This is a genomic window from Arthrobacter sp. SDTb3-6, from assembly GCF_013376095.1.
In the GTDB taxonomy this organism is placed as follows: domain Bacteria; phylum Actinomycetota; class Actinomycetes; order Actinomycetales; family Micrococcaceae; genus Specibacter.
Map to the genome: position 1 here is coordinate 25,498 of NZ_JAAMFN010000026.1, position 26,273 is coordinate 51,770.

Annotated in this window: 26 protein-coding genes, 1 pseudogene and 1 riboswitch; of the genes and pseudogenes, 16 read left to right on the top strand and 11 right to left on the bottom strand. The window is 70.2% G+C overall.

Annotated features, from left to right (window positions below):
- Positions 1-9 precede the first annotated feature (9 nt).
- On the bottom strand, positions 10-1,608 hold the full coding sequence (locus G6035_RS13160; RefSeq protein WP_371131012.1) for a DEAD/DEAH box helicase: 1,599 nt from the start codon (positions 1,606-1,608) through the stop codon (positions 10-12).
- Between the two features lie 375 nt (positions 1,609-1,983).
- Positions 1,984-3,468, bottom strand: coding sequence for an RNB domain-containing ribonuclease (locus G6035_RS13165; RefSeq protein ID WP_256884009.1), 1,485 nt, complete (start codon positions 3,466-3,468; stop codon positions 1,984-1,986).
- 64 nt (positions 3,469-3,532) lie between these two features.
- Here G6035_RS13165 and G6035_RS13170 point away from each other — a divergent pair, with 64 nt between their 5' ends.
- A complete protein-coding gene (locus G6035_RS13170; RefSeq protein WP_176617556.1) occupies positions 3,533-4,237 on the top strand; it encodes a ferritin-like fold-containing protein in 705 nt (234 codons plus the stop codon).
- A gap of 14 nt (positions 4,238-4,251) precedes the next feature.
- Here G6035_RS13170 and G6035_RS13175 read toward each other — a convergent pair whose 3' ends face one another.
- The 3 genes from G6035_RS13175 to G6035_RS13185 all read right to left on the bottom strand — a co-directional run bounded on the left by G6035_RS13175 (position 4,252) and on the right by G6035_RS13185 (position 6,880).
- The gene (locus tag G6035_RS13175) at positions 4,252-4,755 is read right to left on the bottom strand and encodes an AAA family ATPase (RefSeq protein WP_176617557.1); all 504 of its coding nucleotides are present in this window, start codon (positions 4,753-4,755) and stop codon (positions 4,252-4,254) included.
- Positions 4,756-4,821: 66 nt separating this feature from the next.
- Positions 4,822-5,976 (bottom strand): acyl-CoA dehydrogenase family protein, encoded by a 1,155-nt coding sequence (locus G6035_RS13180; RefSeq protein WP_371131008.1) that lies wholly within the window; start codon positions 5,974-5,976, stop codon positions 4,822-4,824.
- Between the two features lie 10 nt (positions 5,977-5,986).
- Positions 5,987-6,880, bottom strand: coding sequence for a CoA transferase (locus G6035_RS13185; RefSeq protein WP_176617558.1), 894 nt, complete (start codon positions 6,878-6,880; stop codon positions 5,987-5,989).
- Between the two features lie 93 nt (positions 6,881-6,973).
- Here G6035_RS13185 and G6035_RS13190 point away from each other — a divergent pair, with 93 nt between their 5' ends.
- The 4 genes from G6035_RS13190 (at position 6,974) to G6035_RS13205 (ending at position 10,301) form a co-directional block, all read left to right on the top strand.
- A complete protein-coding gene (locus G6035_RS13190) occupies positions 6,974-7,609 on the top strand; it encodes a TetR/AcrR family transcriptional regulator (protein ID WP_218063195.1) in 636 nt (211 codons plus the stop codon).
- A gap of 136 nt (positions 7,610-7,745) precedes the next feature.
- Positions 7,746-8,837: an FAD-dependent oxidoreductase gene (locus G6035_RS13195; RefSeq protein ID WP_176617559.1), complete on the top strand. Its 1,092-nt coding sequence runs from the start codon at positions 7,746-7,748 to the stop codon at positions 8,835-8,837.
- A gap of 105 nt (positions 8,838-8,942) precedes the next feature.
- Positions 8,943-9,932 (top strand): LLM class flavin-dependent oxidoreductase, encoded by a 990-nt coding sequence (locus tag G6035_RS13200; RefSeq protein ID WP_176617560.1) that lies wholly within the window; start codon positions 8,943-8,945, stop codon positions 9,930-9,932.
- A gap of 9 nt (positions 9,933-9,941) precedes the next feature.
- Positions 9,942-10,301, top strand: coding sequence for a VOC family protein (locus G6035_RS13205; RefSeq protein ID WP_176617561.1), 360 nt, complete (start codon positions 9,942-9,944; stop codon positions 10,299-10,301).
- A gap of 86 nt (positions 10,302-10,387) precedes the next feature.
- On the opposite strand, the pseudogene G6035_RS20635 reads toward G6035_RS13205, so the two are convergent.
- Positions 10,388-11,758: pseudogene (locus G6035_RS20635) on the bottom strand (FUSC family protein); the annotation flags it as partial.
- A 73-nt stretch (positions 11,759-11,831) separates the two neighbouring features.
- Between G6035_RS20635 and G6035_RS13215 the strand changes: the two are divergent.
- A complete protein-coding gene (locus tag G6035_RS13215) occupies positions 11,832-12,335 on the top strand; it encodes a MarR family winged helix-turn-helix transcriptional regulator (RefSeq protein WP_176617562.1) in 504 nt (167 codons plus the stop codon).
- A gap of 129 nt (positions 12,336-12,464) precedes the next feature.
- On the opposite strand, the gene thiE is transcribed toward G6035_RS13215, so the two are convergent.
- A complete protein-coding gene (thiE, locus tag G6035_RS13220; RefSeq protein ID WP_176617563.1) occupies positions 12,465-13,145 on the bottom strand; it encodes a thiamine phosphate synthase in 681 nt (226 codons plus the stop codon).
- Between the two features lie 14 nt (positions 13,146-13,159).
- A riboswitch (TPP riboswitch) is annotated at positions 13,160-13,283 on the top strand.
- On the opposite strand from thiE, the gene thiO reads away from it, so the two are divergent.
- The 4 genes from thiO to G6035_RS13240 all read left to right on the top strand — a co-directional run bounded on the left by thiO (position 13,280) and on the right by G6035_RS13240 (position 16,348).
- The gene (thiO, locus tag G6035_RS13225) at positions 13,280-14,542 is read left to right on the top strand and encodes a glycine oxidase ThiO (protein WP_176617564.1); all 1,263 of its coding nucleotides are present in this window, start codon (positions 13,280-13,282) and stop codon (positions 14,540-14,542) included. (Overlaps the previous riboswitch by 4 nt.)
- Entirely contained in the window at positions 14,539-14,778 is a 240-nt protein-coding gene (thiS, locus tag G6035_RS13230; RefSeq protein ID WP_176617565.1) for a sulfur carrier protein ThiS, read from the top strand. Before thiO ends, thiS begins: the two co-directional genes overlap by 4 nt.
- Before the next feature lie 86 nt (positions 14,779-14,864).
- Positions 14,865-15,668: a thiazole synthase gene (locus G6035_RS13235; protein ID WP_176617566.1), complete on the top strand. Its 804-nt coding sequence runs from the start codon at positions 14,865-14,867 to the stop codon at positions 15,666-15,668.
- A 23-nt stretch (positions 15,669-15,691) separates the two neighbouring features.
- The gene (locus G6035_RS13240; RefSeq protein ID WP_176617567.1) at positions 15,692-16,348 is read left to right on the top strand and encodes a 4a-hydroxytetrahydrobiopterin dehydratase; all 657 of its coding nucleotides are present in this window, start codon (positions 15,692-15,694) and stop codon (positions 16,346-16,348) included.
- 46 nt (positions 16,349-16,394) lie between these two features.
- Here the strand turns inward: G6035_RS13240 and G6035_RS13245 are convergent, their stop codons facing one another.
- The 3 genes from G6035_RS13245 to G6035_RS13255 all read right to left on the bottom strand — a co-directional run bounded on the left by G6035_RS13245 (position 16,395) and on the right by G6035_RS13255 (position 17,695).
- On the bottom strand, positions 16,395-16,700 hold the full coding sequence (locus tag G6035_RS13245; protein ID WP_176617568.1) for a hypothetical protein: 306 nt from the start codon (positions 16,698-16,700) through the stop codon (positions 16,395-16,397).
- A gap of 68 nt (positions 16,701-16,768) precedes the next feature.
- Positions 16,769-16,993 (bottom strand): DUF3107 domain-containing protein, encoded by a 225-nt coding sequence (locus G6035_RS13250; protein ID WP_176617569.1) that lies wholly within the window; start codon positions 16,991-16,993, stop codon positions 16,769-16,771.
- Between the two features lie 48 nt (positions 16,994-17,041).
- Entirely contained in the window at positions 17,042-17,695 is a 654-nt protein-coding gene (locus G6035_RS13255) for a TetR/AcrR family transcriptional regulator (protein WP_176617570.1), read from the bottom strand.
- Between the two features lie 112 nt (positions 17,696-17,807).
- On the opposite strand from G6035_RS13255, the gene moeB reads away from it, so the two are divergent.
- Positions 17,808-19,007 (top strand): molybdopterin-synthase adenylyltransferase MoeB, encoded by a 1,200-nt coding sequence (gene moeB / locus G6035_RS13260; protein ID WP_176617571.1) that lies wholly within the window; start codon positions 17,808-17,810, stop codon positions 19,005-19,007.
- 45 nt (positions 19,008-19,052) lie between these two features.
- Here moeB and G6035_RS13265 read toward each other — a convergent pair whose 3' ends face one another.
- A complete protein-coding gene (locus G6035_RS13265; protein ID WP_176617572.1) occupies positions 19,053-20,390 on the bottom strand; it encodes a glutamyl-tRNA reductase in 1,338 nt (445 codons plus the stop codon).
- A 163-nt stretch (positions 20,391-20,553) separates the two neighbouring features.
- Here G6035_RS13265 and hemE point away from each other — a divergent pair, with 163 nt between their 5' ends.
- The 5 genes from hemE to hemC all read left to right on the top strand — a co-directional run bounded on the left by hemE (position 20,554) and on the right by hemC (position 26,253).
- Positions 20,554-21,630 carry a uroporphyrinogen decarboxylase gene (gene hemE / locus G6035_RS13270; RefSeq protein ID WP_176617573.1) on the top strand — a complete coding sequence of 359 codons (1,077 nt, stop codon included), beginning with the start codon at positions 20,554-20,556 and terminating at the stop codon, positions 21,628-21,630.
- Between the two features lie 27 nt (positions 21,631-21,657).
- Positions 21,658-23,244 (top strand): protoporphyrinogen oxidase, encoded by a 1,587-nt coding sequence (gene hemG, locus G6035_RS13275; protein WP_176617574.1) that lies wholly within the window; start codon positions 21,658-21,660, stop codon positions 23,242-23,244.
- Between the two features lie 74 nt (positions 23,245-23,318).
- The gene (hemQ, locus tag G6035_RS13280) at positions 23,319-24,029 is read left to right on the top strand and encodes a hydrogen peroxide-dependent heme synthase (protein ID WP_176617575.1); all 711 of its coding nucleotides are present in this window, start codon (positions 23,319-23,321) and stop codon (positions 24,027-24,029) included.
- A complete protein-coding gene (locus G6035_RS13285) occupies positions 24,026-25,252 on the top strand; it encodes a ferrochelatase (protein ID WP_218063197.1) in 1,227 nt (408 codons plus the stop codon). Before hemQ ends, G6035_RS13285 begins: the two co-directional genes overlap by 4 nt.
- Complete coding sequence (gene hemC, locus G6035_RS13290; RefSeq protein ID WP_176617576.1) at positions 25,252-26,253, top strand: hydroxymethylbilane synthase; 1,002 nt, start codon at positions 25,252-25,254, stop codon at positions 26,251-26,253. Before G6035_RS13285 ends, hemC begins: the two co-directional genes overlap by 1 nt.
- The last annotated feature ends 20 nt before the right edge of the window (positions 26,254-26,273 follow it).

Consider the following 26,273-nt stretch of genomic DNA (forward strand, 5'->3'; position numbering starts at 1 on the left):
TGATGTTGGCTATTCGCCGGCGTCGGGCTTGCCCACGACCTCGCCATTGCGGCGGCGGGTGCGGGTGCGCGTACGCCGCGGACGGGCCGCCGTGCCCTCGCCGGCGGTCTCGGCCGGCCCGTTGTCCCGGGCCTCGTCCCGCTCGCCAGAGGAGGCCCGACGGCGGTTGCGCCCGCCGTCGTTCCGCTCGCCGGCGTGCTTCTCGCCGTGGCGGGCGCCGCTTCGGTTTCCGCCGCGGTTGCCGCCCCGGCCACCCTCACGGCTGTCCTGCTTCGGGGTGTGGCGCTTGCCGGTCTCGCCCAGGTCCTCCAGGACTTCGGCCCCGATCCCGGCGTGGGTGCGCTGGTTGCGCGGCAGGCGGCCCTTGGTGCCTTCCGGGATGTCCAGGTCGGTGTAGAGGTGCGGGGAGGAGGAGTAGGTCTCGACGGGTTCGGGCACGTTCAGGCCCAGGGCCTTGTTGATCAGCGCCCACCGGGGCATGTCGTCCCAGTCCACGAACGTGACGGCCGTGCCCTTGTTGCCGGCGCGGCCCGTGCGGCCCACGCGGTGCAGGTAGATCTTCTCGTCCTCGACGCACTGGTAGTTGACCACGTGCGTCACGTCGTCCACGTCGATGCCGCGGGCGGCGACGTCGGTGGCCACCAGCACGTCGACCTTGTTGTTGCGGAAGGCGCGCAGGGCCTGCTCGCGGGCGCCCTGGCCGAGGTCGCCGTGGATGGCGGCGGCGGCAAAGCCGCGGTCCACGAGTTCCTCGGAGACCTTGGCGGCGGTGCGCTTGGTCTTGGTGAAGATGATGGAGCGGCCGCGGCCGCGCGACTGCAGGATGCGGGCCAGGACCTCGATCTTGTCCAGGTTGTGCGTGCGGTAGATGACCTGGCGGATGTCGCGCTTGGTCAGGCCCTCGTCGTCGGGGTCGGCGGCACGGATGTGCGTGGGCTGCGTCATGTACCGCCGGGCCATGGCGACGACGGGGCCGGGCATGGTGGCGGAGAACAGCATGGTCTGGCGCACGGCCGGGGTGCCGGCGATCAGGGTCTCGACGTCGGGCAGGAAGCCCAGGTCCAGCATCTCGTCGGCCTCGTCGAGGATGACGATCTTGACGTTCTTCAGGTTCAGGTGGCGCTGGCGCAGCAGGTCAATCAGGCGGCCGGGGGTGCCGACCACCACTTCAACGCCCTTTTGCAGGGACTCGATCTGGGGCTCGTAGGCACGGCCGCCGTAAATCGTGGCGATGCGCACGCCGCGGTGCTTGGAGGCCGTGGTGAGGTCGCCGGCGACCTGGACGGCCAGTTCGCGCGTCGGCACGATGACCAGGGCCTGCGGGGCGCCGGGCACGGGCAGCTTGTCATAGCCGTCGTCCTTCGGGCCCACCACGCGCTGCAGCGCGGGGATGCCGAAGCCGAGCGTCTTGCCGGTACCGGTCTTGGCCTGGCCGATGATGTCGTGCCCGCCGAGTGCGATGGGCAGGGTCATGGCCTGGATCGGGAAGGGATGGGTGATGCCGGCCTCGTTCAGCGACAGCACGATGTCCGCGTGCACGCCGAAGCTGGCGAAGGTGGCCTTCTCTTCCTGGCGGGGAGGCTCGTTGCTGGTCAGGCTGCCGTCAATTTCGACCTTCTCGCTGCTGTCTTCTGCCTGCAGGAGGGAATCTGCTTCAATGCTCAAATTCGTACCGTTCAATTCGTCTATACAGGTGCGCACCCGGTGGCGGCTCAACGCCGGCTTGTCATTGCCGTACGGAACCTGGCGGGGCGCACAAACGGGGGGAAGCCGATCGCGGGCTTACAAAAACGTGGCCTCCCTCCGCCAAGGCGGCGGGCGGGGCGGACCAAAAGAAAGACTCGCGTAGGGGCGGGCTTGTTGAATCAAAAACATCAATCAACGACCGGGCATCCATGTCTACGCCCCAAGTCTAGCCGGTCACACCCAATTCCCCTCCGCGGGCCGTCATTTAACGGGGGTGTCGGTGCGCGGCATCCCCGTCTAGCTGCCGTCCTTGCGGGGGGCTGCGGGGACAAACTGGATGGTCCGCCTGGCGATGTCCGCCGTCACGAGCTTCACCCGCACCACGGTGCCCGGTTCCAGCGCGCCTTCGCAGTACCCGGTGACGGCCGGGTCCGCGATCTGGATGGTGCTGCGGGCGGCACCGGCCTTGGTGGTGTGGCCGTTCTGCCGCGGGCCGGCCAGGACGACGGCGTCAAATTCCGTCCCGACCCTGTGGCTGAGCAGCGCCGCCTCCACCGTGTCGATCGCGGCCTTGTCCACCTTGCTGGCGAGCTGGTTGGACGCGGACATGATCTCCGGAAGCCCGTCCAGGGCCTGGACCGCCCAGTCCGGCGCCTCGGAGCCGGAACACAGGGCCGCGCAGATGGCCAGCACAAACCGGTCCACCAGACGGCGCAGCGGCGCGGTGGCGTGGGCGTACGGGGCGGCGACGGCGGCCTGGACCACCTCCTCGGGCACCTCACCGTTAAAGGGTGTGTAGCCGGCGCCGCGGAACAGCGTGGCCGCGGCGTGCATGAGGGCCAGCTGCCTGGGGTCCGAGGTGTCCAGGGTGCGCAGGTAGGCCCCGTACTCCATGCCCTCCTCCCAGGGCTTGCCCAAGGCCACGGTCTGCATCCGGTAGGCGGCCACGGCGCCGTCGTCAGGGGCCGGCATGGTGCGCAGGATGCCCACCTTGCCCTCGAGCATCACCTGGGCGGCGGCCATGCCGGTCAAGAGGGAAATCTGTGCGTTCCAGTCTTCCAGCGGCAGGGCGGGCCGGAACTGCAGGACGTAGCGGCCGTCCACAAACTCCACTTCCTGGGCCGGGACGTTCAGGCTGGCGCCGCCGCGGGCGCGTTCCAGCCCGATCCGCTTCGTCCCGATCTCCCGCAGCAGCTCCAGGGTGCCGGCATAGTCGGCCGGGGCGGTGCCGGCGTCGAGCATGTCCTGGGCCTCGGCATAGCCCAGCTTGGCGATGCTCCGGACGGTGGCGCGGCGGACGCGGGCCGAAAGCTGCGAACCGTCGGCGGCCAGTTCAATCTCCCAGACGAAGGCGGAACGGGGATTGTTGGCGAACAGGCTGGCGGCACCTTCGCTGAGCGGGACGGGGTGCAGGGGGATGCGGTTGCCGGGGGTGTAGAAGGTCTGGCCGCGGCGGCGGGTTTCCGTGTCGAGCGCCCCGCCCGCGGGGACGAAGGAGGGGACGTCGGCGATGGCGTAGTGGACCACGTAGCCGGAGCCCTTGCGCTCCAGGTACATGGCCTGGTCAAGGTCCAGGGAGCCGGGCGGGTCGATGGTGATGAAGGGCAGGGCGGTCAGGTCCGGCTCCGGGAGCGTGTGGCCGGCAATGACCGTCTCCACTTCCGCCAGCACGTCCGGGCCAAATCCGTCGGGCAGGTCAAACTCCACCGACAGGGCTGCCAGGGCCTCGGCCAGTGCCTGCTGCGCGGCGCTGCCTTTGACGCCAATGTGAGAGTACGGCACGCAATCAGCGTAAACGATTCGCCCCGCTACGCAAGGGCGGCGCGGCCCGGCTACGCTGGAGCCTATGAGTACTCCGCCCCCCGCAGCCGAAGAGCCCATTTCCGCCGGAGAGCTGAGCGCACGGTACGACAAATTTGTGGTGGACCTGCTCGGCGGCATTGCCTACGGGGAGCTTTCCGGGTTTGAGCGGCTGTCCTCCGACGCCCGCTACTCGCCAACGCTCAATGACCGCGCCGTGCTGGGCAAGATGGCGGTGGCCGAGTTTGGGCACTACGAGATGGTGTGCGCCAGGCTGCACGCGATGGGCATGGACCCGGAGCTGGCCATGCTGCCGTTCCAGCGCACGATTGACTCCTTCCACGAGCGGACGCGGCCTGCCGACTGGCATGAATCGCTCATGAAGGCCTACGTGGTGGATGCCATCACCGAGGACTTTTATGCAGCCATTGCCGAACGGCTGGACGGCGAAACGCGCGGCATCATTGCCCGGGTGCGCACCAGCAAGGCCCAGACGGAGCTGCTGGAAGAGCTGCTGCACAAGATGCTCGCCGAGGACCCCCGGCTGTCCTCACGCCTGGCGTTGTGGGGCCGGCGGCTGGTGGGTGAGGCGCTGACCCAGGCGCAGCAGATCGGCGCACGGCACAGTTTCCTGGTGGGCCTGGGCCCGGACGGCAGGCAGGAGGAGGCCGCCTCGGAGGTGGGAACCATCCTGGCCCAGCTGACGCGCGGGCACTCAAAGCGCATGAGCCGGCTGGGCCTGACGGCCTGAGCCATGCTGCGCAGTTACGGGTGCTGCGCGGCCCGGACATCGGCCACGATCCGGCGGACGGCATCCGCCACGCTGTCCCCGGCCAGGATCGGTCGTTCGGCCACGCCCTCCAGTGCGTTCCAGCCGTGGTACCAGCCCCGCATCTGCTTTTCGCCAAAGTCCGCCAGCTTGTGCGGCCGGGTCTGGTGGCGGCGCAGCGTCTCCTCAAGCGTGAGGTCCCAGGCGTAGAACAGGCTGGGCCCGGCATGCCCGTTGCGCAGCCGGATGAACGTCGCGCTGTACGCCGAGGCGTTGAACATGCCGTCCATGATGACATCCCGCCCGTGCCGCAGTGCCAGCTGGGCCGCGTGTTCAATGAGTTCCACGCTCAAAAGCGAGTAGTTGCCCGTTTCGCCGAGGATGCCGCGGCGGAAGTAGTCCTGTTCAATCCACACCGCACCCAGTTCGTGCTGCAGCGCGCGGGCCACCGTGCTCTTGCCGGAGCCGGAATTGCCGCGCAGCACGATCAAGGTGGACATGCTCCCATCCAAGCACAGGCGCCGCCGCGGCCCCAGCAGCCCTACATGGGCCTGCTTGCTTCGGTGTCACAGGGAGCGGGCCACCAGTTCCTTCATGATCTCGTTCGTGCCGCCGTAAATTTTTTGGACGCGTGCGGCGGCGTAGCGGCGGGCAATGGGGTACTCGGTCATGTAGCCGTATCCGCCAAAGACCTGCAGGCACCGGTCGGTGACCTTGCTTTGCACATCGGTGCACCAGAATTTTGCGAGCGAGGCCGTAGGCGCATCGAGGGCGCCGGCGACGTGCAGGGCAATGCAGTGGTCGACGAGCGTGCGGGCCGCGAGGCTGTCTGCTGCCGACTCCGCGAGCACGAACCGGGTGTTTTGGAAGGACATCAGCTTTTGGCCAAAGGCGTCCCTGTCCTTCGCATACGCCGTTGCCTCGCGAACCGCGTACTCCGACTCCGCGGCAGAGGCCACTGCGATGGCCAGGCGTTCCTGGGGCAGCTGCTGCATGAGTTGGATGAAGCCCCGGCCCTCGATGCCGCCCAGGACGTTTTCGGCCGGAACCCTCATGTCAACGAAGGAGAGTTCGCGGGTGTCCTGCCCGTGCATGCCGATCTTCTCCAGGATGCGGCCGCGTTCGAATCCGGCAAGGCCGGCGGTCTCGGCGACAATGAGTGACAATCCCTTGCCGCCCTTGTCCGCACCCGTCCGGGCGACGATGATCAGCAGGTCGCAGTGGGTGGCGTTGGAGATGAAGGTCTTGGAGCCGTTGACCACGTACGCGTCGCCGTCGCGCCTGGCCTGGGTGCGGACACTTTGGAGGTCCGAACCTGTCGAGGGTTCGGTCATGGCGATGGCGCCGACAAGGCTGCCGTCCGCCATGCCGGGGAGCCAGCGCTGTTTCTGTGCTTCCGTGCCGAAGGCGGCGATGTAGTGGGCGACAATGGCACTGTGGACGACGTTGGCCCAGGCGGAGTCGGCGATGCGTGCCTGCTCTTCGATGATGACGGCCTCGTGGGCGAAGGTGCCGCCGCCTCCGCCGTATTCCTCGGGGATGCTGATGCACAAAAGGCCTGCCGCGCCGGCCTGCCGCCAGAAGTCCCTGTCCACGCAGTGCTGTTGGGCCCACCGGGCATGGTGCGGGCGGGAATTCTGGTCCAGGAACGTGCGGGCCAGGTCCCTGAGGTCGTCAAGTTCCTCCGTCAGCCAGGGGGAACGGTGGTTGTCCATGATCACGGTGGCGCTCCTAGTGTCCGGTGAAGTGCGATGTGTGCCGCCCGGTGGCTGCGGCAACGCCTTGGCGGGCATCGGGGGTGCCGACGCCGGGACGGGCCACGGCGGCCAGGGGCAGGTCGTGCGCCAGGCCAAGGGCCGTCCAATACTCCGTGGTGCGGGCCGCGAACCCGTGCGCCAGTTCGTCGCGCGTCCGTCCCACCAGTGCGGAGAGCCGGTTGACAAAGTGCGGCTCGAGTGCGGCGACGGCGATGTACCCGTCGGCAGTTTCGTAGATGCCGTACGACGGCGTTGCGCCGCCAAGGACGGACCCGGGGGACGTGAGGCCGTGCCGGACACCGGCGGCCGCGGAGTGGGCCGCGTCATCCAGGGACACCCGCTCGTGGACGTTCCGGGCGCCGTGGTCCCGTTGGCGCAGGGCCGCGAAGGTGGCGGACACGGCCCGCTCGGCGCCCAAAAGGTCTGCGACCGGCACGAGCGGCAGGGCCGGGGGAAGAAGTGTGCCGTGAGCGGCCTGGTAGGTGAGGTCATGGCCGGGCTGCTCGGCCAGGGGGCCGTCGTGCCCGACGATCTCGACGAGGGCGGTGTTGTGGAACTGGAGGTCCGCGAGGAGCCGGAGCCGGGCGAAGGCCGAGGGGCGCATGGCCGTGAGCAGCACGTCGGCCTGGGCCAGCGTGGCCAGGAACCCGGACCGTCCCGCCGGGTCCTTCAGGTCGAGCCGGATGACTTCCTGGCCCGTGACGAGTTCGGAATACCACGACGGGGCAGCGCCTTGGAGCGGATCGCCCTGCGGCGGCTCAACCTTGATGACCTTGGCACCCAGCATCGCCAGCCTGGACGCAGCCACGGGTCCGGGAAGGTTGATTGCAAGGGTGACTATGACAACGCCGGCAAGCGGGCTGGACATGGGCTCTCCTCGTGGTGGCGTCTCTGCCGTAATTTGTACAGTTGTACAGTATCCAAAACGTATATTCAATAGTTTGTAGGTTAGTATGGCGGGATGAACGGAAGGGGCGGCGGCGTGGAGAACGCCGGGGGGCAAAAAACGGCGGCACCTCTGGCGCCCTGGTCAGCCGGCGACCTCACGTCCAAGGCGCGAATTCGCAATGCAGCCCTCCGCTTGTTCGCCCAGTACGGCGAGGGCGGCACCTCGATGCGGATGATCGCTGCCGAAGCCGAAGTGACCGTCGGGCTCGTAGCCCACCACTACGGGACCAAGGACCGGCTGCGGGAGGCCGTGGACGAGGCCATCGTCAATCTTTTCGCCGAAACCCTTGCCTCGACCCCGGTGACTGGCACCCCGCACGAGGTTGTCGGCCGCCGGGACGCCGCCGTGGCACAGATGCTGGGGAGCAACCCGGTGGTCCTGGACTACCTGCGCCGTGCCCTGCTTACCGGCCAGGGGCGGCCCGGTGACGTGCTGAGCCAATTGGCGGTGCTGACGGCCAACCAGGTGCGCGCCCTGCGCGAGTCGGGACTGGCCTCAACGGGCCGCAGCGTCACCGAGCAAACAGTGACAACCATCGTCCGCCAGCTTGGACGCCTGCTGCTGCAACCCATGGCCAACCGCATTTTCGAGGAGTTCGGGGAACCGGGCGAGGAAGCCCCCGAACTCGTCGTGGGAGTCAGGACGTAAGGCCGACCGCCGTCGCCCTTTACCCGGTCCCTTGGCGCCTCGTCGTGCGCCCTCCCGCAGGACGTGCGTTCGCTCACAACCGGAATAGCCGCTGCAGCGCGCCCGTTCCCACCATTAACGACTTCAGAGGAGAAGAATGCTGGACGTGGTGATCATCGGTGCCGGACAGGCGGGCCTTTCCGCCGCCTATTACCTGGCCCGTCACGGGCTCATTCCGGAGCGCGATTTTGTGGTCCTCGACGCCAACAGCGGTCCCGGCGGGGCCTGGCGCCACCGCTGGCCGTCCCTCACCCTCGGTGCCGCGCACGCCGTCCACGACCTGCCCGGCATGAAGCTTGGTCCGGCCGATCCCGGTGAACCGGCTTCCGCCGCCGTGGAACGCTACTACGCCCGCTACGAAAAGACCTTTGAGCTGCCCGTGCACCGGCCCGTCAACGTCCTGGCCGTCCGCCACCAGGACACGGACGACGACGGCGTTCCCGGGACCGTGCCCGGCGCCCCCCTGACGGTGGAAACCGACCGCGGCCGGTACGTGACGCGCCTGGTCATCAACGCCACGGGCACCTGGGACAAGCCGCACTGGCCGCACTATCCCGGCCAGGAAACATTCACCGGCCGCCAGCTGCACACCCATGACTTCCAGTCCGCTGCGGACTTTGCCGGGCACCGTGTCCTGGTGGTGGGCGGGGGCACCTCCGCGGTGCAGTTCCTGCTGCAGCTGTCCGCGGAAGGCGTGGAAACCGCGTGGTCCACGCGCCGCCCGCCGGAATTCACCACCCGCGGGTTCGACCCGGACTGGGGCCGGGACGTGGAACGGCGCGTCAACGAGCGCACGGCCGCCGGGCTGCCGCCGCTGAGCGTGGTGGGCGTGACCGGACTGCCATTAACACAGCAGTACCAAAACGGGATTGCCGCCGGAACACTGGTCTCCCGCGGCCCGTTGCAGCGGCTCACCCCCATGGGCGCCGAGTTTGAAGACGGCTCCGGCTTCCAGGCCGACACCATACTCTGGGCCACCGGCTTCCGCGCCGCCCTGGACCACCTGGCCCCGCTGAAGCTGCGGGAACCCGGCGGCGGCATCGTCATGGACGGGGTCAAGGTGGCGCGCGAACCGCGGCTGCTGCTGGTGGGGTACGGCGCCTCGGCCTCGACCCTGGGTGCCAACCGGGCCGGCCGGGCCGCAGCGCTCGCCGCCCTGGAACGGCTCAGCGTCCCCGCTGCCGCCTGATGCCCGGCGCCACCTGAGCCCCCGGAGCCACCGCTTCCGGTGCCCGGAAATATACCCGTCCCCGGCGCGGTTGCCGCAAGGGAGACCACCTGAAAGGCAAAACCCATGACCCTGCCCCTGTCCATCCTTGACCTCGCCCACATTGGCGACGACGGCGTTGCCGCAAGTTTTTCGGCCTCCGTGGAACTGGCACAAAGGGCCGAGGAATGGGGGTACACGCGGATCTGGTTTGCCGAGCACCACAACATGCCCTCGATCGGCTCCTCGGCCACCAGCGTGCTGATTGCCCACGTGGCCGCGCACACCAAATCGATCCGCCTCGGCGCCGGCGGGATCATGCTGCCCAACCACTCGCCGCTGCAGATCGCCGAGCAGTTCGGCACGCTGGAAACCCTGCACCCGGGGCGCATCGACCTGGGCCTGGGGCGCGCACCCGGCAGCGACCAGAACACCATGCGGGCGCTGCGCCGGGACCCCTCGGCCGCTGACACCTTCCCGCAGGACGTGCAGGAACTCCAGGCGTACTTCGCCGGCCAAACCCGCATCCCCGGCGTGAACGCCTACCCGGGGAAGGACACCAACGTCCCCCTGTACATCCTCGGGTCCTCACTGTTCGGGGCCAGGCTCGCCGCCGCGCTGGGCCTGCCCTACTCCTTTGCCTCGCATTTTGCCCCGCAGGCCCTGGAGGACGCGGTGCGGATCTACCGGCGCGACTTCCAGCCGTCCGCCGCGCTGCCCGAGCCCTACGTCATCGCCGGCGTCAACGCGATCGTGGCGGACACACAGGAGGAGGCCGACGCCCTGTTCCTCACCGCCAAGCGGCGCCGGGTGGCCTCCATGGTGGGCCGCGGCCAGACCTTCACGGACGCGGAAATGGACCTGCTGCTGGACTCCCCGGCGGGCCAACAGGTGCTGAACATGATGCGCTATTCGGCGGTCGGCACCCCCGCCGTGGCCCGCGAGTACCTGGAAGGCTTTGCCGCGAAGGCCGGCGCGGACGAGCTCATTGTGGCCACCCAGGTCACCGACCGTGCCGCCTGGATCCGCAGCTTTGAGCTGCTCTCGGGGGTTATGGAACTGGAGCCGCAGGGGTAGCCTGCTGGCATGGCAATTGCACGGAATCCCGGGCTGGTCATCGACTGCCCCGACGCGGGCGCCCTGGCGCACTTCTATGGTTCACTGCTCGGCTGGCAGGCCACGGTCCAGCCGGAATGGGTGGAGATCCGGCCCGAGGACGGCAGCAACTGCATTTGCTTCCAACAGGTGGCCGGCTACCGGGCGCCCGCGTGGCCCGGACAGGACCCGCCGCAGCAGATGCACCTGGACCTGGTGGTGGAGGACCTCGACGCCGGCGAGTCCGCGGTGCTGGGACTGGGCGGCACGAAGGCCGGATTCCAGCCCGGCACCACGTTCCGCGTCTTCCTGGACCCGGCCGGGCACCCGTTCTGCCTGTGCCTCTCCTGAAACCCCGGTGCCGGCCCGGCTGAGCTGCCGGACTTCAGGTGTCCCCGGTCTGAGAGGGAGATGCTGGCGGCAGCGACCAGCACCCCGACCACCACGCCCACCAGGGTGTCCGCAACCCGGCTGAACGCCGCATCCGGGCCCAGGTGCGAGCCGAGTCCCGTCATGATCAGCGCCATCGGCGTTATGACAATGGTGGTCAGCGTGTAACTCTTCAGCACCAGCAGCTCGGCCATCACCTGGAACGCCACCACCAAGCCCACGGACGGCCAGAACCCCAACGCGAAGGACAGCAGGACCATGGCCACCACCGCGCCGGCCACGTTTCCCAGCAGCCGCTGGATGCTGCGCTGGACCGTGGTGCCGTAGTTCAACCCCTGCAAGGCCGCCACGGCGCCCATCGAGGCCCACAGCGGATGTTCCAGTCCCAGCCCGACGGCGGCCCAGCCGGACAGTGAAGAGGCGGCGGCCATGCGCAGCGCCTGGCTGCCGCTGGCCCGTGACCGCAGGCCCGTGCGAGCCTGCGCCAGCAAGCCCTGCAGCGCCGGCATCCAGCCGGAGTCCGGTGCCGGCAGCTTTGGCCCTGCAAGCTCCGGCACGCCCCTGTTTTTACGCAACATGGCCTCGTGCCGGGACAGGCGCTGCAGTGCGGCAGTCCGCGCAGCACCATGCAGGGCCTCGGCCGCGGAGGTCTCATCCAGCAGCTGGTTCAGCACCGCCGCCTCGCGCTGCAGGGCGCGCGAACGCCGGCTGCCGGCGCGCAACGGTCCGGCACTGAGGGCCACCGCCTCCCGGGCCCGGCGCAAGGCGGCGGCTGCGGGGCCCTGGTGGGGACCGGCGTCGGCCGTTCCCAGGCGGACGGCCGCGGCGATGGCCCGGGCCACGGCCAGCCGTGCCGGGCCCATCGGCACAACGAGCACGGGTGCCATGGCCACCACCCAGCCCGCCACGGCCCCCACGGCGACGGCGCCCAGCACCTGGGGGACGGTGCCCATCGTGTGAGTAAATCCGGTCCCGGCCGAGGCGGCAAAGACCAGGATCACGGCGCCGGGGCCGGTGATGCCACAGGCGGAGAACAGGTGCGCCGCGGCGCCGGCGATGAGGGACAGCACGGCGATCTGGAGCCAGATCGGCACGCCCGCCCCGCCCAGGACTGCGCCCGCCCCCGCCGCCAGGAGGAGGGCGGCCGCGACCAGGACCAGGACGCGTGCCAGGCGCGGGTACGGCTGGTACCGCCCAAAGGCGGAGCAGAGCGCGCCCAGGGACGCCATGCCCGCCAGCTGTTCGTGTCCCATCAGCCCGCCGCCCACGAGCACCAGGGAGGCGGCGACGCCGACCTTGATGGCCGGGGCGAAGATGGCGTCGGCCGGGCGGACGGCAAACGATGCCCGCCAGGTGGCCGGGGCAAGGGAATGGGCCAGGGCGGCGCGGGAGTGGCGGACACGGGTCAGGGCGGACATGGTTCCATGCTACAAGATATTTTACTAGTAAAATAGATGTGAACTGTGTGAGCATCCTCTCTAGACTGGGGGAATGGAAACGAATGCGGCAGGCGACTTTGTGGACCGTGCGCGCGCCGGGTGGGAAAGGTCGCGCCCGGGGCTGGACGTCTCCAGCATCGAGGTCATGGGGCGCATCTCCCGCATCGGCGCCCAGGCCTCGCACCGGGTGGAACGCGGCCTTGCCGCCGCTGCGGTTTCGCGGGCCGAGTTCGACGTCCTGTGCGCCCTTGCGCGCAGCGAACGGCCCCTGCGGGCGAGCGAGGTGACGGCGGCAACGATGCTCAGCGGCGCCTCAACCACCAAAAACGTGGACCGGCTGGCCCGGCGCGGGCTCGTGGAGCGGCTGCCGTGGGAACGCGACGGGCGGGTTGTCCTCATGCAATTGACGGCGCTCGGAACCGAACTGGTGGACCGCGAATTTCCGCATCTGCTTGACCTGGACAGGGAAGCGCTGGCAGGGCTCGACGCAGGGGAGCGGGAACTGCTGGCAGCCCTGCTGCGGAAGGTGTCCGCGAAGATGGAGCCGGCGGGCTAGGCCTGTGCGCGCCGCCACTCGACGGTTTCGCCGGCGCCTGCGCCCGGGGCGTGCCATGCAGGCGGCGGCGTGTGTAATTTCACCCGCCCCCGCCGGGATGGCACGCCGTCGGTGTGGCCAGGGGAAGGGCTACCCCAGCGCGGGCAGCCGGGAGAGCAGTTCTTGGGCGGCCGCTGTCGGATCGTCGGCGTCCGTGACGGCGCGGACCACCACAATCCGGGAGGCGCCGGCCGCCACCACGGCGTCCACATTTGTCAGGTCCACGCCGCCGATGGCAAACCACGGCTTGGCGGTCCCCAGCGAGGCGGCGTGCTCCACCAGTCCCAGCCCGACGGCGGACCGGCCCGGCTTGGTGGGCGTGGCCCACAGCGGCCCGACGCAGAAGTAGCCGGCCTCGGGATTCGCTGCGGCGGCCGTGGCCTGGGCGGGGTCGTGGCTGGAGAGCCCGATGGCCACGGAGGGCCCCACCAGGGAGCGCGCGGCAGGCAGGGGCAGGTCCTTTTGGCCCACATGGAACACCGGCGCCCCGGACAGCCGCGCGATGTCGGCGCGGTCGTTCACGGCCCACAGCCTGCCACATTCCTCCGCCACACCGCGCAGCACGGCGAGCAGTTCCAGCTCCTCGGCAGCCTCGAGCGACTTGTCGCGCAGCTGGATGATGTCCACCCCGCCGGCGTAGGCGGCACGCAGGAATTCCGCAAAGTCGCCGCGTTCCCGGCGGGAATCGGTGCACACGTACAGGCGTGCGTCGGCGATCGGGGGAGCGGGGGCTGGGGGCGTGGCGTCATGGATGGCGGAAGGCAGGCTCATGTCTCATAGACTAGTTCAGTACCGCGGGAGCCGGGCAAGCCGGCTGAGAGGGCACACACCTGTGCCGACCGAAAGGCGCCCACGGGCGCGGAACCTGATCCGGCCCATACCGGCGTAGGGAAGGAGTCACAGCCATGGCGCACACGCCCGATTCAAAAGCCGTGTCCGAGGCCATCACCACCGACGTGGCCGTCATCGGCGGCGGGATCGTGGGCCTGGGGATCGCCTGGGAAGCCCAGCGCAGCGGCCGCAACGTCACCGTCATCGACCCCTCGCCCGCGACCGGCGCCACCTTTGCTGCCGCCGGCATGCTGGCCCCCGTCAGCGAACTGCATTACCAGGAGGAGGGCCTGCTCGAACTGACGCTCGCCTCCGCGGCCCGCTGGCCGGAATTCGTCGCCCCGCTGGTGGCCGCCGGCCATGCCGACACCGGATTCCGCACGACGCCGACCCTGGTCCTGGGTGCCGACGCCGCGGACCGCGCCGCGCTGGCCGACCTCCGGGAGGTCCAGCTCGCGCACGGGCTGGACGTGGAGCAGCTGGGCATCCGCCAGGCCCGCGCCGCGGAGCCGCTGGTGGGGCCGCACATTTCCTGTGCCTACCGCATTGCCCAGGACCACCAGGTGGATCCGCGCGGCGTGGCCACGGCCATCCGTGTCCAGCTCAACGTGGTGGCGGCGGAGCGGGGGCGGCTGCGCGAGGAGCAGACCAGCATCCGGCGCAACGCCGTCGCCCTGCTGCACCAGGACCCGCAGGATTCCCGCTCGCGGGTCACCGGCGTGCGGTTGGAGGACGGCCGCGAGGTGCACGCCGGCGAGGTGGTGGTGGCCAACGGGCTTGGCGCGCCCTTGCTGCAGGGCCTGCCGGAGGGCCTGGAGCTGCCCGTCCGGCCCGTCTACGGGGACATCCTGCGCCTGCGCGTGCCCGCCCACCTGCAGCCGCTGGCCACCGCCACCATCCGCGGACTGGTGCGGGGGCTGCCGGTCTACCTTGTGCCGCGCAACGACAACACGGTGGTCATCGGCGCCACGAGCCGCGAGGACGGCTCGGCGGCCGTCAGCGCCGGGGGAGTGCACCAGCTGCTGCGCGACGCCCAGGTGCTGGTGCCCGCCGTCGCCGAACTGGAACTGCTGGAAACCACGGCGCGGGCCCGCCCCGGCACCCCGGACAACGCCCCGCTGCTGGGCCGGGTTGCCGACGGCGCCGGGCGCGACATTCCCGGGCTCATCATTGCCACCGGCTTCTTCCGGCACGGCGTCCTGCTGACGGCCATCGCCGCACACACCGTCCGCCAGCTGCTGGGTGACATCACCGACCTCGCGTGGGAACGCTTCCGCCCCGACCGGTTTTCACCCGCGATTCGCCCATCCGGCCCCACCCCACAGGAGACACCATGAGCATCATCCAACTCAACGGCGCCGCCGCGCCGCTGGCCGCCGGCACCACCGTCGCCGATCTCGTCGCCGCCGTCACGGGGCGGGCCATCCTGCCCACCGGGCAGCCGGCCGACGGCGGCCGGCTGGGCGTGGCCGTGGCCCGCAACGCGGACATTGTGCCGCGCAGCCAGTGGTCGGCGACCGCGGTGGTTGCCGACGACGACGTCGAGATCGTCACGGCCGTCCAGGGCGGCTAGGCACGGCCTCAGGCCGGGCGCCGGCCCGGCACCCCGCCCGGCACGGGCGCCGGCAAACATACCCTTTTGGAAGAAAGCGAAGCACCATGACTGAAATCCTGACGGAAACCGACCCGTTCACCGTGGCGGGCGTCCCGCTCGGCTCGCGGCTGATCATGGGCACCGGCGGGGCGCCCAGCCTGGACGGCCTGGGAGCGGCACTCGTGGCCTCCGGCACCGAGCTGACCACGGTGGCCATGCGCCGGTACGCCCCCGGCAGCGGGGGCGGCGGTGCCGGCACCAACCTCTTCGAGCTGCTGCTGGAAAACAACATCCGCGTGCTGCCCAACACGGCCGGCTGCTTCACCGCCCGCGAGGCAGTCATGACGGCCGAGCTGGCACGCGAGGCGCTGGAAACCGACTGGGTGAAGCTGGAAGTCATCGCCGACGAGAACACCCTGCTGCCCGACGCCGTCGAACTCGTCGACGCCACCGAACAGCTGGTCAACCGCGGTTTCAAGGTCTTCGCCTACACCAACGACGACCCGGTGGTGGCGCTGCGCCTGGAACAGCTTGGCGCCGCCGCCGTCATGCCGCTGGGCGCCCCCATCGGCACCGGGCTGGGCATCCTGAACCCGCACAACATCGAACTGATCGTCTCCCGGGCCGGCGTGCCCGTGGTGCTCGACGCCGGAATCGGCACCGCGTCCGACGCCGCCCTGGCCATGGAGCTGGGCTGCGACGCCGTCCTGCTGGCCACCGCCGTGACCCGTGCGCAGGACCCGGTCCGCATGGCCGAGGCCTTCAAACACGCGGTGATCGGTGGCAGACTGGCCTCACGGGCGGGGCGCATCCCCAAGCGGGCCCATGCCTTGGCGTCGTCGGCCATGGAGGGCCGCCCGGACCTCTAAAACAAAAACTGAAGGAGCCTGCCATGGCTGCGAACGATGTTTTGACCAGGGACCAGATTGACGCGGAGCTGGCGGTGCTGCCGGACTGGAGGTTCCGCCTGGGCGGGCTGGCGGCGGCGCTGAAGTGCCCGTCGTCGGCAGTGGCACTCGAGCTCTTTGCCGCCATTGGCGCCCTGGCCCAGGAAGCCAACCACCACCCCGATGTGGACTGGCGCTATGACACCTTGTTCGTGGTGCTGACCTCGCACGACGCCGGTTCCAAGGTGACGGTGCGGGACGCGTCCCTGGCAAAGGCCATCTCGGCGGCGGCGCGGCAGGCCGGGGCCGTGGCGCATCCGGAGCTGCTGCGGCGCGTTGAAATTGCCATGGACACTGCCGACTTTGCGGCCGTGGCGCCCGTGTGGGCGTCCGCCCTGGGATTCAAGGAGGGGGAGCCGGACGACCTCCGGGACCCGTCGGGCCGGCTGCCCACGCTGTGGTTCCAGCAGACCGAAACGCCCAACCCCAACCGCTTCCACCTCGACATCCATGTGCCGGCCAGCGAGGCGCAGGGCGTGCTTGCGGCCGTGGAGGCGGCAGGCGCCACACTGGACCATGCCAACGCGCCCGCCTTTGTCATCGCCACCGACGCGCAGGGCAACCGGCTGTGCATCTGCACGGAAGAAGGCCGGGACGCCTGACCCGCCTGCGGGCCGGCGCCGGACGCCGGCCTGCGTGGAGCTGCCGCTAGTGCATGGCCAGGATCTGGTTGGCCCGTTCCAGCTGGCGGGCATGGCGGGTGCGGCCCACGAAGCCGGCCACGGCCCAGGCCACCGCGCCGCCCACGGCCATGGACAGGATCCACGGAATCCACGCGGTGGCGGCGGAGTTGCCCAGGCCCACGGCCATGGTGACCATCCAGATGACCTCTGCCGCAACCACGGCGGCCCCGGCCGGAAGCAGCGCCCCGAAAGTGGCACGGTACTTATCCACGCCCCAGGCGATGGCGCCAAAGCCGCCTGCCGTCAGGGCAATAATGACCAGTGCAACCATGATGCTTCCTCGTTCCCGGTGGCCGTCAGCGGTGCGACGGCGGTGTCAGTTGTGCGGGGCCCGGCCGGCTACAGTGCGCCGAAACCCACCCGGCGGGCCTCTTCGGCGCCAACCTCGACGTAGCCCAGGGCGTTGCCGGGCACAATGACGATGCGGCCCTTTTCATCCTTCAGGCGCAGCTCGGTTCCCTTGGCCAGGGCTTCGGAGACCTGTGCGGCGACCTCGTCCGCGGACTGCTCGGAGTCAAAGACGATCTCACGGGCGATGTTTTGGATGCCGATCTTGATTTCCACAGGTGTCTCCTCGATGCATGCGTGCAAAAAATATACGTACGGCCAACTCTATGCGGCGGGGCCCTGTGGTTCCTTCGGGAACCGGCTAATTCCGCGCCAAGCTAAACGGTACACAAGATCGCTGGCCACCTCGAGGTCCAGGTCCCCGTTTGCCTCCAGCCAATAGCGGGCGCTGACCTGGGCCATGCCGGCCAGGGCGCGGCCCAGCAGAATGGCCTCCAGCTGACCCAGCAGGGTGTCTTCGGCGATGACGGCGGCCAGCGCGTCTGCCAGCTCGGCATTGAACTGCTCCAGCCGCAGGGCCACGTCGTGGTCGTTGACCAGGTCTGATTCAAAGATCAGCCGGTAGGCCTGGTCGTCGTTGGCCACAAACTGGAAGTAGGCTTTCATGGTGGCCTGGACGCGCAGCTTGTTGTCCGTGGTGGAATTCAAGGCCTCCAACAGCATCTGCTTCAGCGTGGCCAGGTGGTTTTCCAGCAGCGCCACATACAGCTCACGCTTGCTGGGGAAGTGCTGGTAAAGCACCGGCTTGCTGACCTTTGCCGCCTCGGCAATCTCGTCCATGGCAGCGCCGTGGTAACCGTTGTTCACAAACACTTCAAGGGCCGCTTGCAGCAGTTGCGCTCGACGTTCGTCGCGGGGCAGCCGGGCGAGGTGGACACGCCGCGGAGCCCCTTCCCCTGCGCGGGCTTCGGTTGTCATGGTGCGTCCCTTTCTTCAAGCCCCGGCCATTGGTGCTGCATGACTGCGGCTACGGCCATTGTACCGGCCGGTAATAGCCCACATGGCACCGTTCGGGACTAAATTGTTAACCATGGTTTCCCTGATCACTGCCCCCAATGCCCAGCGCCAGCAGCCGTTGCCACCGTTGGTGGAGCCGGGCCCGCCGATGGACGCCGAGGAACTGGAACGGTATTCCCGCCATGCCCTCATCCCCGAGATCGGGCTGGAGGGCCAGCGGCGGCTGCGCAACGCCAAGGTGCTGGTCATTGGCGCGGGCGGGCTGGGTTCCCCGGCCCTGCTTTACCTGGCGGCCGCGGGCGTGGGCACCCTGGGCGTCATCGACGACGACACCGTGGAACTGAGCAACCTCCAGCGGCAGGTCATCCACGGGGTCGCGGACATCGGCCGCACGAAGCTGGAGTCTGCCCGGGATTCCATCGCGGCCATCAACCCCGGCGTCAAGGTGGTGCTGCACCAGCTCCGCCTCGACTCCTCCAATGCCCTGGACCTGTTCAGCGGCTATGACGTGATCCTGGACGGCGCGGACAACTTCTCCACCCGCTACCTGGTCAACGATGCGGCCGCCATGCTCGGCAAGCCCTATGTGTGGGGCTCCATCCTGCGCTTCGACGGCCAGGTCAGCGTCTTTTGGGACAAATACGGCCCCAACTACCGCGACCTCTACCCCGAACCGCCCGCCCCCGGCACCGTCCCGTCCTGCGCCGAGGGCGGCGTCTTCGGCATGCTGTGTGCGTCCATCGGGGCCATGATGGTCACCGAGGCGGTCAAGCTCATCACGGGGATCGGGCAGACCCTGCTGGGCCGGCTGCTGATCTTTGACGCGCTGTCCTCGCGCTGGCGCGAGATCCGCATTGCCAAGGACCCGGATGCGGCGCCCATCACCGGGCTGATCGACTACGACTTCTTCTGCGGCATCCTCCCGCCCGCCGATCCCGCGCACGACGCCGGACTCATCACCGTGACCCAGCTCGCCGCCCGGCTGGCGAACCGGGAGCGCGGCGCGGAGGACTTTGTGCTCGTGGACGTACGTGAACCGGTGGAATTTGAAATCTCCCGGATCCCCGGCTCCGTGCTCATCCCGGTGGGCGGCATCAAGGACGGCACCGCGCTGGCGCAGATTCCGCGGAACGTGCCGCTGGTGCTCCACTGCAAGTCGGGGGCCCGCTCGGCCCAGGCGTTGGCGAGCCTGAAGGCGGCGGGCTATGGCGACGTCGTGCACCTTGAGGGCGGGATCGACGCCTGGAACCGTGGCATGGGCCACGGGGCGTAATTCAGCCGCTGCGGCGCCGGTGCCGGCCTGCCCGGGAGGGCTGGTCTAGGCGGTGGCTTCCCGGCCTGCGTCCGGCACGGCGGGGTCCATGGCGCGCAGCCGTGAGTCGGCAGCGGCGCCCAGGGCGGCAGGTTCCACCTTCAGCCCGTACAGGGCGTCCAGGGCGGCCAGGTAGCTCTCGGCATCGCCGGCCGCGGCCAGCTCCTTGGCCCGCACGGTGGGGACGTGCAGAAGCTGCTTGACCATGCGGCGCATGGCGAATTCCACCTCTTCGGTGGCGGCCGTGCAGCCGTGCTGCTGGCGGACCTTGGCGATCTCGTCGTCCAGCACGGCCATGGTGTGCCGGCGCAGGGCGACGATGGCGTGGTCCAGGGAGCGGGCGTTTTGGGCCTGTTCAAAGTTGGCGGCGGCGTCGGCCACCAGCGTGGCGGCCTCCGCCAGCGTGGCCGATTGCTCGGCGGGCGCGGCCTGCCGGACGGTTTCCAGGGTCAGCAGGTCCACGCCGGGAAGATCGGCGATGTCCGCGGCGAAGTCGTGCGTCAGGGCCAGGTCAATGACCGTCAACTGGGGGGAGCCGGCGTGGCGCAGCGGGGCGATGTCGGCGGCGGCCACCTGGCCGTCCGAGCCGCTGCAGCCCAGCAGCAGCTGTGCCGCGGCCAGTGCCTCCGGCAGGGTTTCCTCGCTGAGGGCCGTTCCGCCGCGGGAGGCGACGAACGTTTCGGCGCGGCCCGAGCCGGAGTGGACGCGGACGTCCGTGCAGCCGCGCTGCACCAGCTGGGCCATGGCCGCACCGGCATAGGCGCCGGTGCCAAACAGCACGGCCGTCTTGCCGGCCAGGGACGGGGCATCCTGCAGTTCGGCGGCCAGGTCCAGCGCCACGGAGACGATCGACATGCCGCGCCGGCCAAGGGCGGTCTGGGCGCCGACGTCCTTGGCGGTCTTGGATGCGGCCTGGAACAGGCGGACCAGGGCCGGGGTGCTGACGCCGGCTTCCTGGGCGGAACTCAGGGCGCGGCGCACCTGCCCGGCAATTTCGCGTTCGCCCACCACGGCAGATTCCAGGCCGGTGCTGACGGCGAAGAGGTGGCGGGGGACGGCCGGGCCCTGCTGGGTGGCCAGGGCGTTGGAGACCTGCGGCTCGGTCAGGCCCGTGCGGGCGCTGACGGCGGCAACGATGCTGGCGCGTGCGGATTCAACGTCGTCCACGGTGCGGGCCTGGGCGTACAGCTCGTAGCGGTTGCAGGTGGCAAGGGTGACCATGCCCACCACGTCATTGTCTCCGGCCACGACGTCGGCACTGACCCCGGCCGCACCGGCGCTGAGGCGGGCCACGGTTTCGAGGTCAAGGTTTGAGTGCGAGGCAACTAAGGAAAAGAGAACCACAATTCCTCAATGGTAGACCCTAAACGTCCCTCTTTAGGGACAGCTTTGCCTAATCCGTCACCAAAGGCGTGTGATGCTCCTTACCGCGGGCCGGGGGACGGGCCTCCCTACTGCGGCCGTCCGCTCATGTTCCCCTTGAAGTTTTGCTCTGTAGGGTGGTGCCATGACCCTGAGCCAAAGCACCCTGAGCCCGAGCCACCCGCTGGTGGACGGCCGCACCGCCAACTCCCCGTTGATCACCGCCTACCGCGGCGGCAAGCCGAGCCGCCGCCCCGTCTGGTTCATGCGCCAGGCCGGGCGCTCGCTGCCGGAATACCGTGAGCTGCGCGTGGGGACCACCATGCTCGAATCCTGCCTCAAGCCGGCCATGGCCGCCGAAATCACCCTCCAGCCCGTGCGCCGCCACGGTGTGGACGCCGCCATCTTCTTCTCCGACATCGTCATCCCGCTGAAACTGGCCGGCGTCGGCGTGGACATCGTGCCCGGCGTGGGCCCCGTGCTGGACCATCCCATCCGCACGGCCGCGGACGTTGCCGCGCTGCCGGTGCTCACCGATGAATCCCTGGACCCGATCCGGGAGGCCGTGGCGCTGACCGTCAAGGAACTGGGCAGCACCCCGCTCATCGGCTTCGCAGGGGCCCCGTTCACGGTGGCCGCCTACATGGTGGAGGGCCGGCCCTCCCGCGACCACCTGGGCCCGCGCACCATGATGCACGCCGACCCCGAGGTCTGGGCAGCCTTGATGAACTGGGCCGCCGACGCGTCCGGGAAGTTCCTGCGCGCCCAGGTCGAGGCGGGCGCCAGCGCCGCACAGCTCTTCGACTCCTGGGCCGGGTCACTGGGCCTGGACGACTACACCGAACACGTGGCCCCGGCGTCGGCCCGGGCCCTGGACCACGTCCGGGACCTGGAGGTGCCGCTGATCCACTTCGGCACCGGCACCTCGGAACTGCTCGGCGCCATGCTCAACGTGGGCGTGGACGTCATGGGCGTGGATTACCGGCTGCCGCTGGACGAGGCCAACCGCCGCCTGGGCGGGCGCGTGCCGCTGCAGGGCAACATTGACCCGGCGCTGCTGAACGCCCCCTGGCCGGTGCTGGAGGCACACGTCCGCGACGTCATTGCCGCGGGCGCATCCGCCCCCGCGCACGTGCTGAACCTGGGCCACGGGGTCCCCCCGGAGACCGATCCGGCCGTGCTGACCCGCGTGGTTGAATTGATCCACTCGATCGAACCGTAACACCGGCAAGGAGGGCCAGGGAGAGCCATGGAGCAGAACAAGCACACACCGCGGGCCGGCCGCGCCACAGCCGGCAGGCGTGCGGCCGTGGTGGGCGGGGGCGTCTCCGGCCTGTTGGCCGCCATGGACCTCCAGGCCGCCGGCTGGCAGGTGGGCGTGTACGACGCCGCCCCCGCCTGGGGCGGCTGTGTGGGAGTCCATGAGGTGGCCGGGGTGGAGCTGGACAGCGGGGCGGAATCGTTCGCCACGCGCAGCACCGCCGTGGCGGACCTCGCCGCGGAGCTGGGCCTCGCCGAGCGGATTGTGCGCCCGGACCCGGCGGGTGCCTGGGTCTGGCTGCCGGATGGCCCCGTGCCGCTGCCGCGCACCGGGATCCTGGGCATCCCCTCGGACCTCCAGGCGCCCGAGGTGCGCGAGGCGCTGGGTGCCTCCGGCGTCCTGCGCGCCGCTTTGGATGCGAAAATGCCCGCGAGTGTTGGCACCACCGAGGCCCTGTGCAGCGTGGCCGAACTGGTCCGTGCGCGCATGGGCCGCCGCGTCCTGGAGCGGCTCGTGGCCCCCGTGGTGGCCGGCGTGCATTCCGCCGATCCCGAACTCCTGGACGTGGACATGGTGGCCCCCGGCCTGCGCGCCGGCATCCGCGAACACGGCTCGCTCGCGGCCGCCGTGGCGGCGCAGCGCTCCGCAGCCGGCCAGTCCGGCAGCAAGCCCGGATCCGCCGTGGCCGGGCTCTCCGGCGGCATGCACACCCTGGTCGCGGCGCTCGTGGACAGGTTGCGGGCAACGGGCGCGGCCCTGCACTCCGGGCACGCCGTCACCGCCATCCGCCGCACGCCCGCAGCCCTCGGCAGGCGGGGTCCGTTCGGGCACGCCGGCGCCCTGCACGGCGCCGGCGCACCGTCCCGCTGGACCCTTGACTGGACGGCGGGTCCGGACACCGGGAGCGAAACCGTGGACCTGCTGGTGGTCGCCACCGACGGCCCCACCGCCGTGCGGCTGCTGGCCCCCGAACTGCCCGGGCTGTTGCCGTTCGCCCCCGCCCCCGGCCCGGACATCCGCCTGGTCACCCTGGTGGTGGACGTGCCCGAGCTGGACTCCAAGCCGCGCGGCACCGGCATCCTGGTGGCCCCGCAGGCCGAAGGCATCAAGGCCAAGGCGCTCACCCACGCCACGGCCAAGTGGCCGTGGCTGGCGGACGCCACCGGGCCCGGCACCCACGTCCTGAGGCTTTCCTATGGCCGCGCCGGCGTGGCTGCCGCGGATGCCGTCCGCCTCACGGCCCGCCCCGTGGACGACGGCGAACTGGTCGCCACGGCGCTCGCCGACGCCAGCACGCTGCTCGGCGTGCCCGTCACCGGCGACGACGTCCTGGGCGCGGACGTTGTCCGCTGGAAGGGCGCGCTGCCGTTTGCCGCCGTCGGGCACCAGGCCAAGATGGCGCAGATCCACGCCCTGGCGCAGGCGCACCACGGGCTCGTGCTGACGGGCGGCTGGATGTCCGGCAACGGGCTGGCGGCCGTGGTCGCCGGGACGCGCCGGCAGGTCCGCGCCGTGCTGGATGCCGGGCCGGATGCCGTTCCGGAGACCGCTGCCGCCAACGGCCGGGACATGTGACCTTGCCCACTTTCTACAGCTTGTAGAGAACTTGGGTTTCCTGTTTCCATGCCCTTGGGTGCAAACTTGAACCCATGAGCCACACTTCTGCCGAATCTGTCACTAAAACTTCCGAGCCGGCTGACGCCGAGGCCACCCCGTTCACGCTGTGGACCGTCTTCAAGCGCACCGGCTCCTTCGCCGGCGGCGCCGACGCGGTGGCAGCATTTGAAGCATTCACCGCCTCCCTGGCGGTGGAAAACATCACGCTGCGCGGGGCCTACGACGTCTCCGCCATGCGCAGCGACGCCGACATCATGGTCTGGCTCGTCGGACCCAGGCCCGAGGGCCTGCAGCGGGCCGTGCGCAGCATCCGCCGCCTGGAGCTGTTTGCCGACAGCGAGATTTCCTGGTCCGCCATGGGCGTGCACCGCGAGGCGGAGTTTGCCAAGTCCCACGCCCCGTCCTACATGGGGCCCAACGCACCCAAGGGTTGGGTCTGCGTCTACCCGTTCGTGCGTTCCTACGACTGGTACATCCTGCCCGCCGAGGACCGCAGCCGCATGCTCCGCGACCACGGCATGCTGGGCCGCGACTTCCCCGAGGTGCTCTCCAACACCGTCTCCGCGTTCGCCCTGGGCGACTGGGAGTGGCTGCTGGGCCTGGAGGCGGACAACCTCACCGACCTGGTGGACATGATGCGCCACCTGCGCTCCACCGACGCCCGCCTGCACGTGCGCGAGGAAATTCCCTTCTACACCGGCCGCCGGATCAACGCCGGCGAGGTCGCCGAGGTGCTGCGTTGAGTGCCGGACAGCAGGAGGCGGCCGCGGCCGCGGCCGCCTCCACCGCCGTGAACCCGGTGACGGAATCGGGCCGGCCGGCCCCGGCCGACTACGACGCCATCCTGCTGGCCTCCTTCGGCGGGCCCGAGGGCCAGGACGACGTCATCCCGTTCCTGCGCAACGTCACCCGCGGCCGCGGCATCCCGGACGAACGCCTGGAAGAGGTCAGCCACCACTACCGCAAGAACGGCGGCATCAGCCCCATCAACGCCCAAAACCGCGCCCTGAAGGCCGCGCTGGAGGCGGAGCTGGCGGCCCGGGGCATTGACCTGCCCGTGCTGTGGGGCAACCGCAATTGGGCCCCCTACATCCCGCAGACCCTCCAGGACGCGTACGACGCCGGCCACCGCCGGCTCCTGATGGTCACCACCAGCGCCTATTCTTCCTACTCCAGCTGCCGCCAATACCGTGAGGACATTGGCGTGGCCCTGACGGAAAGCGGCCTGGACGGCAAGCTGGCCGTGGACAAGGTGCGCCAGTACTTTGACCACCCCGGCTTCGTGGAACCCTTCATTGAGGGGACGGCCGCCTCGCTGGCCAAGGTCAAGGCGGAGCTGGCCGCAGCCGGAACGCCCGACGCGCCCGTGCGCGTCATGTTCTCCACCCACTCCATCCCCACCCGCGACGCCGAGGCCTCCGGACGTTCCTCCGGGGAACCGCGCCGGTTTGCCGAAAACTCCGCCTATGTGGCGCAGCACCTGGCCGTCGCGGACACCATCATGAAACGCGTTGCCCCGGAGCAGGAATGGTCCCTCGTGTACCAGTCCCGGTCCGGCGCCCCGCACGTGCCGTGGCTGGAACCGGACATCAACGACGCCCTGGCTGAAGCGGCCGCAAAGGGCATCCGCGGTGTGGCAGTGGTCCCGCTCGGCTTTGTCAGCGACCACATGGAAGTCCTATGGGACCTGGACACCGAAGCAGCCGAAACCTGTGCCGGACTGGGCCTGGCCTTTGACCGCGCACCGACCCCGGGGACACACCAAAAGTTTGTCCGCGGCATCGTGGACCTGATCTGCGAACGGACCGCGGCGGACACCATTGCCGACCGCCCGGCCATGACGGAACTGGGCCCCTGGTACGACGTCTGCCGCCCGGGCTGCTGCGCCAACTTCCGCGGCACGAAGCCGGTCATTGCGGAGGCCGGCAGCACCGTTGGCCTGTCCGCCGCCGGGGCGGGTTCCTGATGGCCACGTCGGAAAGGTCCGCCACCGTGAAGGTCGGCACCCGCGGAAGCAGGCTGGCCCTGGGCCAGACCGGGCAGGTCACCGACGTCCTGACGGCCGTGGGCGGCTTTGCCGCCGAGATTGTCACCGTCCGGACCGACGGCGATGTCCTGACCGGCCCGCTGTCCCAGATGGGCGGCACCGGCGTGTTTGCCGCCGCCCTGCGCGCGGCCGTGCTGGACGGCCGCGTGGACGTGGCCGTGCACTCGCTCAAGGACCTGCCCACGGCCGCCGTGCCGGGCCTGGCCCTGGCCGCCGTGCCCGTCCGCGCCGATTCCCGCGACGCCCTGTGCTCGCGCGACGGCGTGAGGCTGGCCGGGCTGCCGGCCGGCGCCACCGTGGGCACCGGCTCCCCGCGCCGGGCCGCCCAGCTGCTCGCCGCCCGCCCCGACCTGTCCATCGTGGACATCCGCGGCAACGTCGACACCCGGCTGGGACGGGTGGCGGGGCTGCCCGGCAACGCCCCCGCCGGCGTGGTGCCCGGCAGGACCGGCGACCTTGACGCCGTGGTGCTGGCCGCCGCCGGCCTTTCGCGCATTGGCCGCCTCAACGCCGTCACCGAGTTCCTGGAAGCGGACGTCATGCTGCCGGCACCCGGCCAGGGCGCCCTGGCGCTGGAATGCCGCACCGCGGACACCGACCCGGCCGGGGAACTGGGCCGGGCGCTGGCCGCCGTGGACGACGCCGACACGCGACTGTCCGTCACGGCCGAGAGGGCACTGCTGGCCCGCCTCGAGGCCGGCTGCGCCGCACCCGTCGGAGCCCTGGCCCACCGCAAGGGTTCCATGCTCTACCTGGAGGCAGTGGTCTGCTCCCTTGACGGAACGCGGTCCCTGCGCCTGAAAAAGGCCACCGACGGCCTCACCAACGTCGGCGCCACGCTCCTGGGGATCGAACTGGCCGAGGAACTCCTGGCCGGCGGCGCCGCGGACCTGGCAGACCTGGCCGGCTCGGGCAAGTGATTTCCGGCAAGGCCCCAGGG

Bases quoted from the DNA above. Each gene is read 5' to 3' on its own strand.
- G6035_RS13190 (WP_218063195.1), top strand. From the start codon at position 6,974: ATGAACGGAAGGGGCGGCGGCGTGGAGAACGCCGGGGGGCAAAAAACG.
- G6035_RS13175 (WP_176617557.1), bottom strand. From the start codon at position 4,755: ATGTCCACCTTGATCGTGCTGCGCGGCAATTCCGGCTCCGGCAAGAGC.
- G6035_RS13215 (WP_176617562.1), top strand. From the start codon at position 11,832: ATGGAAACGAATGCGGCAGGCGACTTTGTGGACCGTGCGCGCGCCGGG.
- G6035_RS13195 (WP_176617559.1), top strand. From the start codon at position 7,746: ATGCTGGACGTGGTGATCATCGGTGCCGGACAGGCGGGCCTTTCCGCC.
- thiE (WP_176617563.1), bottom strand. From the start codon at position 13,145: ATGAGCCTGCCTTCCGCCATCCATGACGCCACGCCCCCAGCCCCCGCT.
- G6035_RS13240 (WP_176617567.1), top strand. From the start codon at position 15,692: ATGGCTGCGAACGATGTTTTGACCAGGGACCAGATTGACGCGGAGCTG.
- hemC (WP_176617576.1), top strand. From the start codon at position 25,252: ATGGCCACGTCGGAAAGGTCCGCCACCGTGAAGGTCGGCACCCGCGGA.
- thiS (WP_176617565.1), top strand. From the start codon at position 14,539: ATGAGCATCATCCAACTCAACGGCGCCGCCGCGCCGCTGGCCGCCGGC.
- thiO (WP_176617564.1), top strand. From the start codon at position 13,280: ATGGCGCACACGCCCGATTCAAAAGCCGTGTCCGAGGCCATCACCACC.
- G6035_RS13170 (WP_176617556.1), top strand. From the start codon at position 3,533: ATGAGTACTCCGCCCCCCGCAGCCGAAGAGCCCATTTCCGCCGGAGAG.
- moeB (WP_176617571.1), top strand. From the start codon at position 17,808: ATGGTTTCCCTGATCACTGCCCCCAATGCCCAGCGCCAGCAGCCGTTG.
- G6035_RS13200 (WP_176617560.1), top strand. From the start codon at position 8,943: ATGACCCTGCCCCTGTCCATCCTTGACCTCGCCCACATTGGCGACGAC.
- G6035_RS13205 (WP_176617561.1), top strand. From the start codon at position 9,942: ATGGCAATTGCACGGAATCCCGGGCTGGTCATCGACTGCCCCGACGCG.
- hemG (WP_176617574.1), top strand. From the start codon at position 21,658: ATGGAGCAGAACAAGCACACACCGCGGGCCGGCCGCGCCACAGCCGGC.
- hemQ (WP_176617575.1), top strand. From the start codon at position 23,319: ATGAGCCACACTTCTGCCGAATCTGTCACTAAAACTTCCGAGCCGGCT.
- G6035_RS13245 (WP_176617568.1), bottom strand. From the start codon at position 16,700: ATGGTTGCACTGGTCATTATTGCCCTGACGGCAGGCGGCTTTGGCGCC.
- G6035_RS13185 (WP_176617558.1), bottom strand. From the start codon at position 6,880: ATGTCCAGCCCGCTTGCCGGCGTTGTCATAGTCACCCTTGCAATCAAC.
- hemE (WP_176617573.1), top strand. From the start codon at position 20,554: ATGACCCTGAGCCAAAGCACCCTGAGCCCGAGCCACCCGCTGGTGGAC.
- G6035_RS13235 (WP_176617566.1), top strand. From the start codon at position 14,865: ATGACTGAAATCCTGACGGAAACCGACCCGTTCACCGTGGCGGGCGTC.
- G6035_RS13255 (WP_176617570.1), bottom strand. From the start codon at position 17,695: ATGACAACCGAAGCCCGCGCAGGGGAAGGGGCTCCGCGGCGTGTCCAC.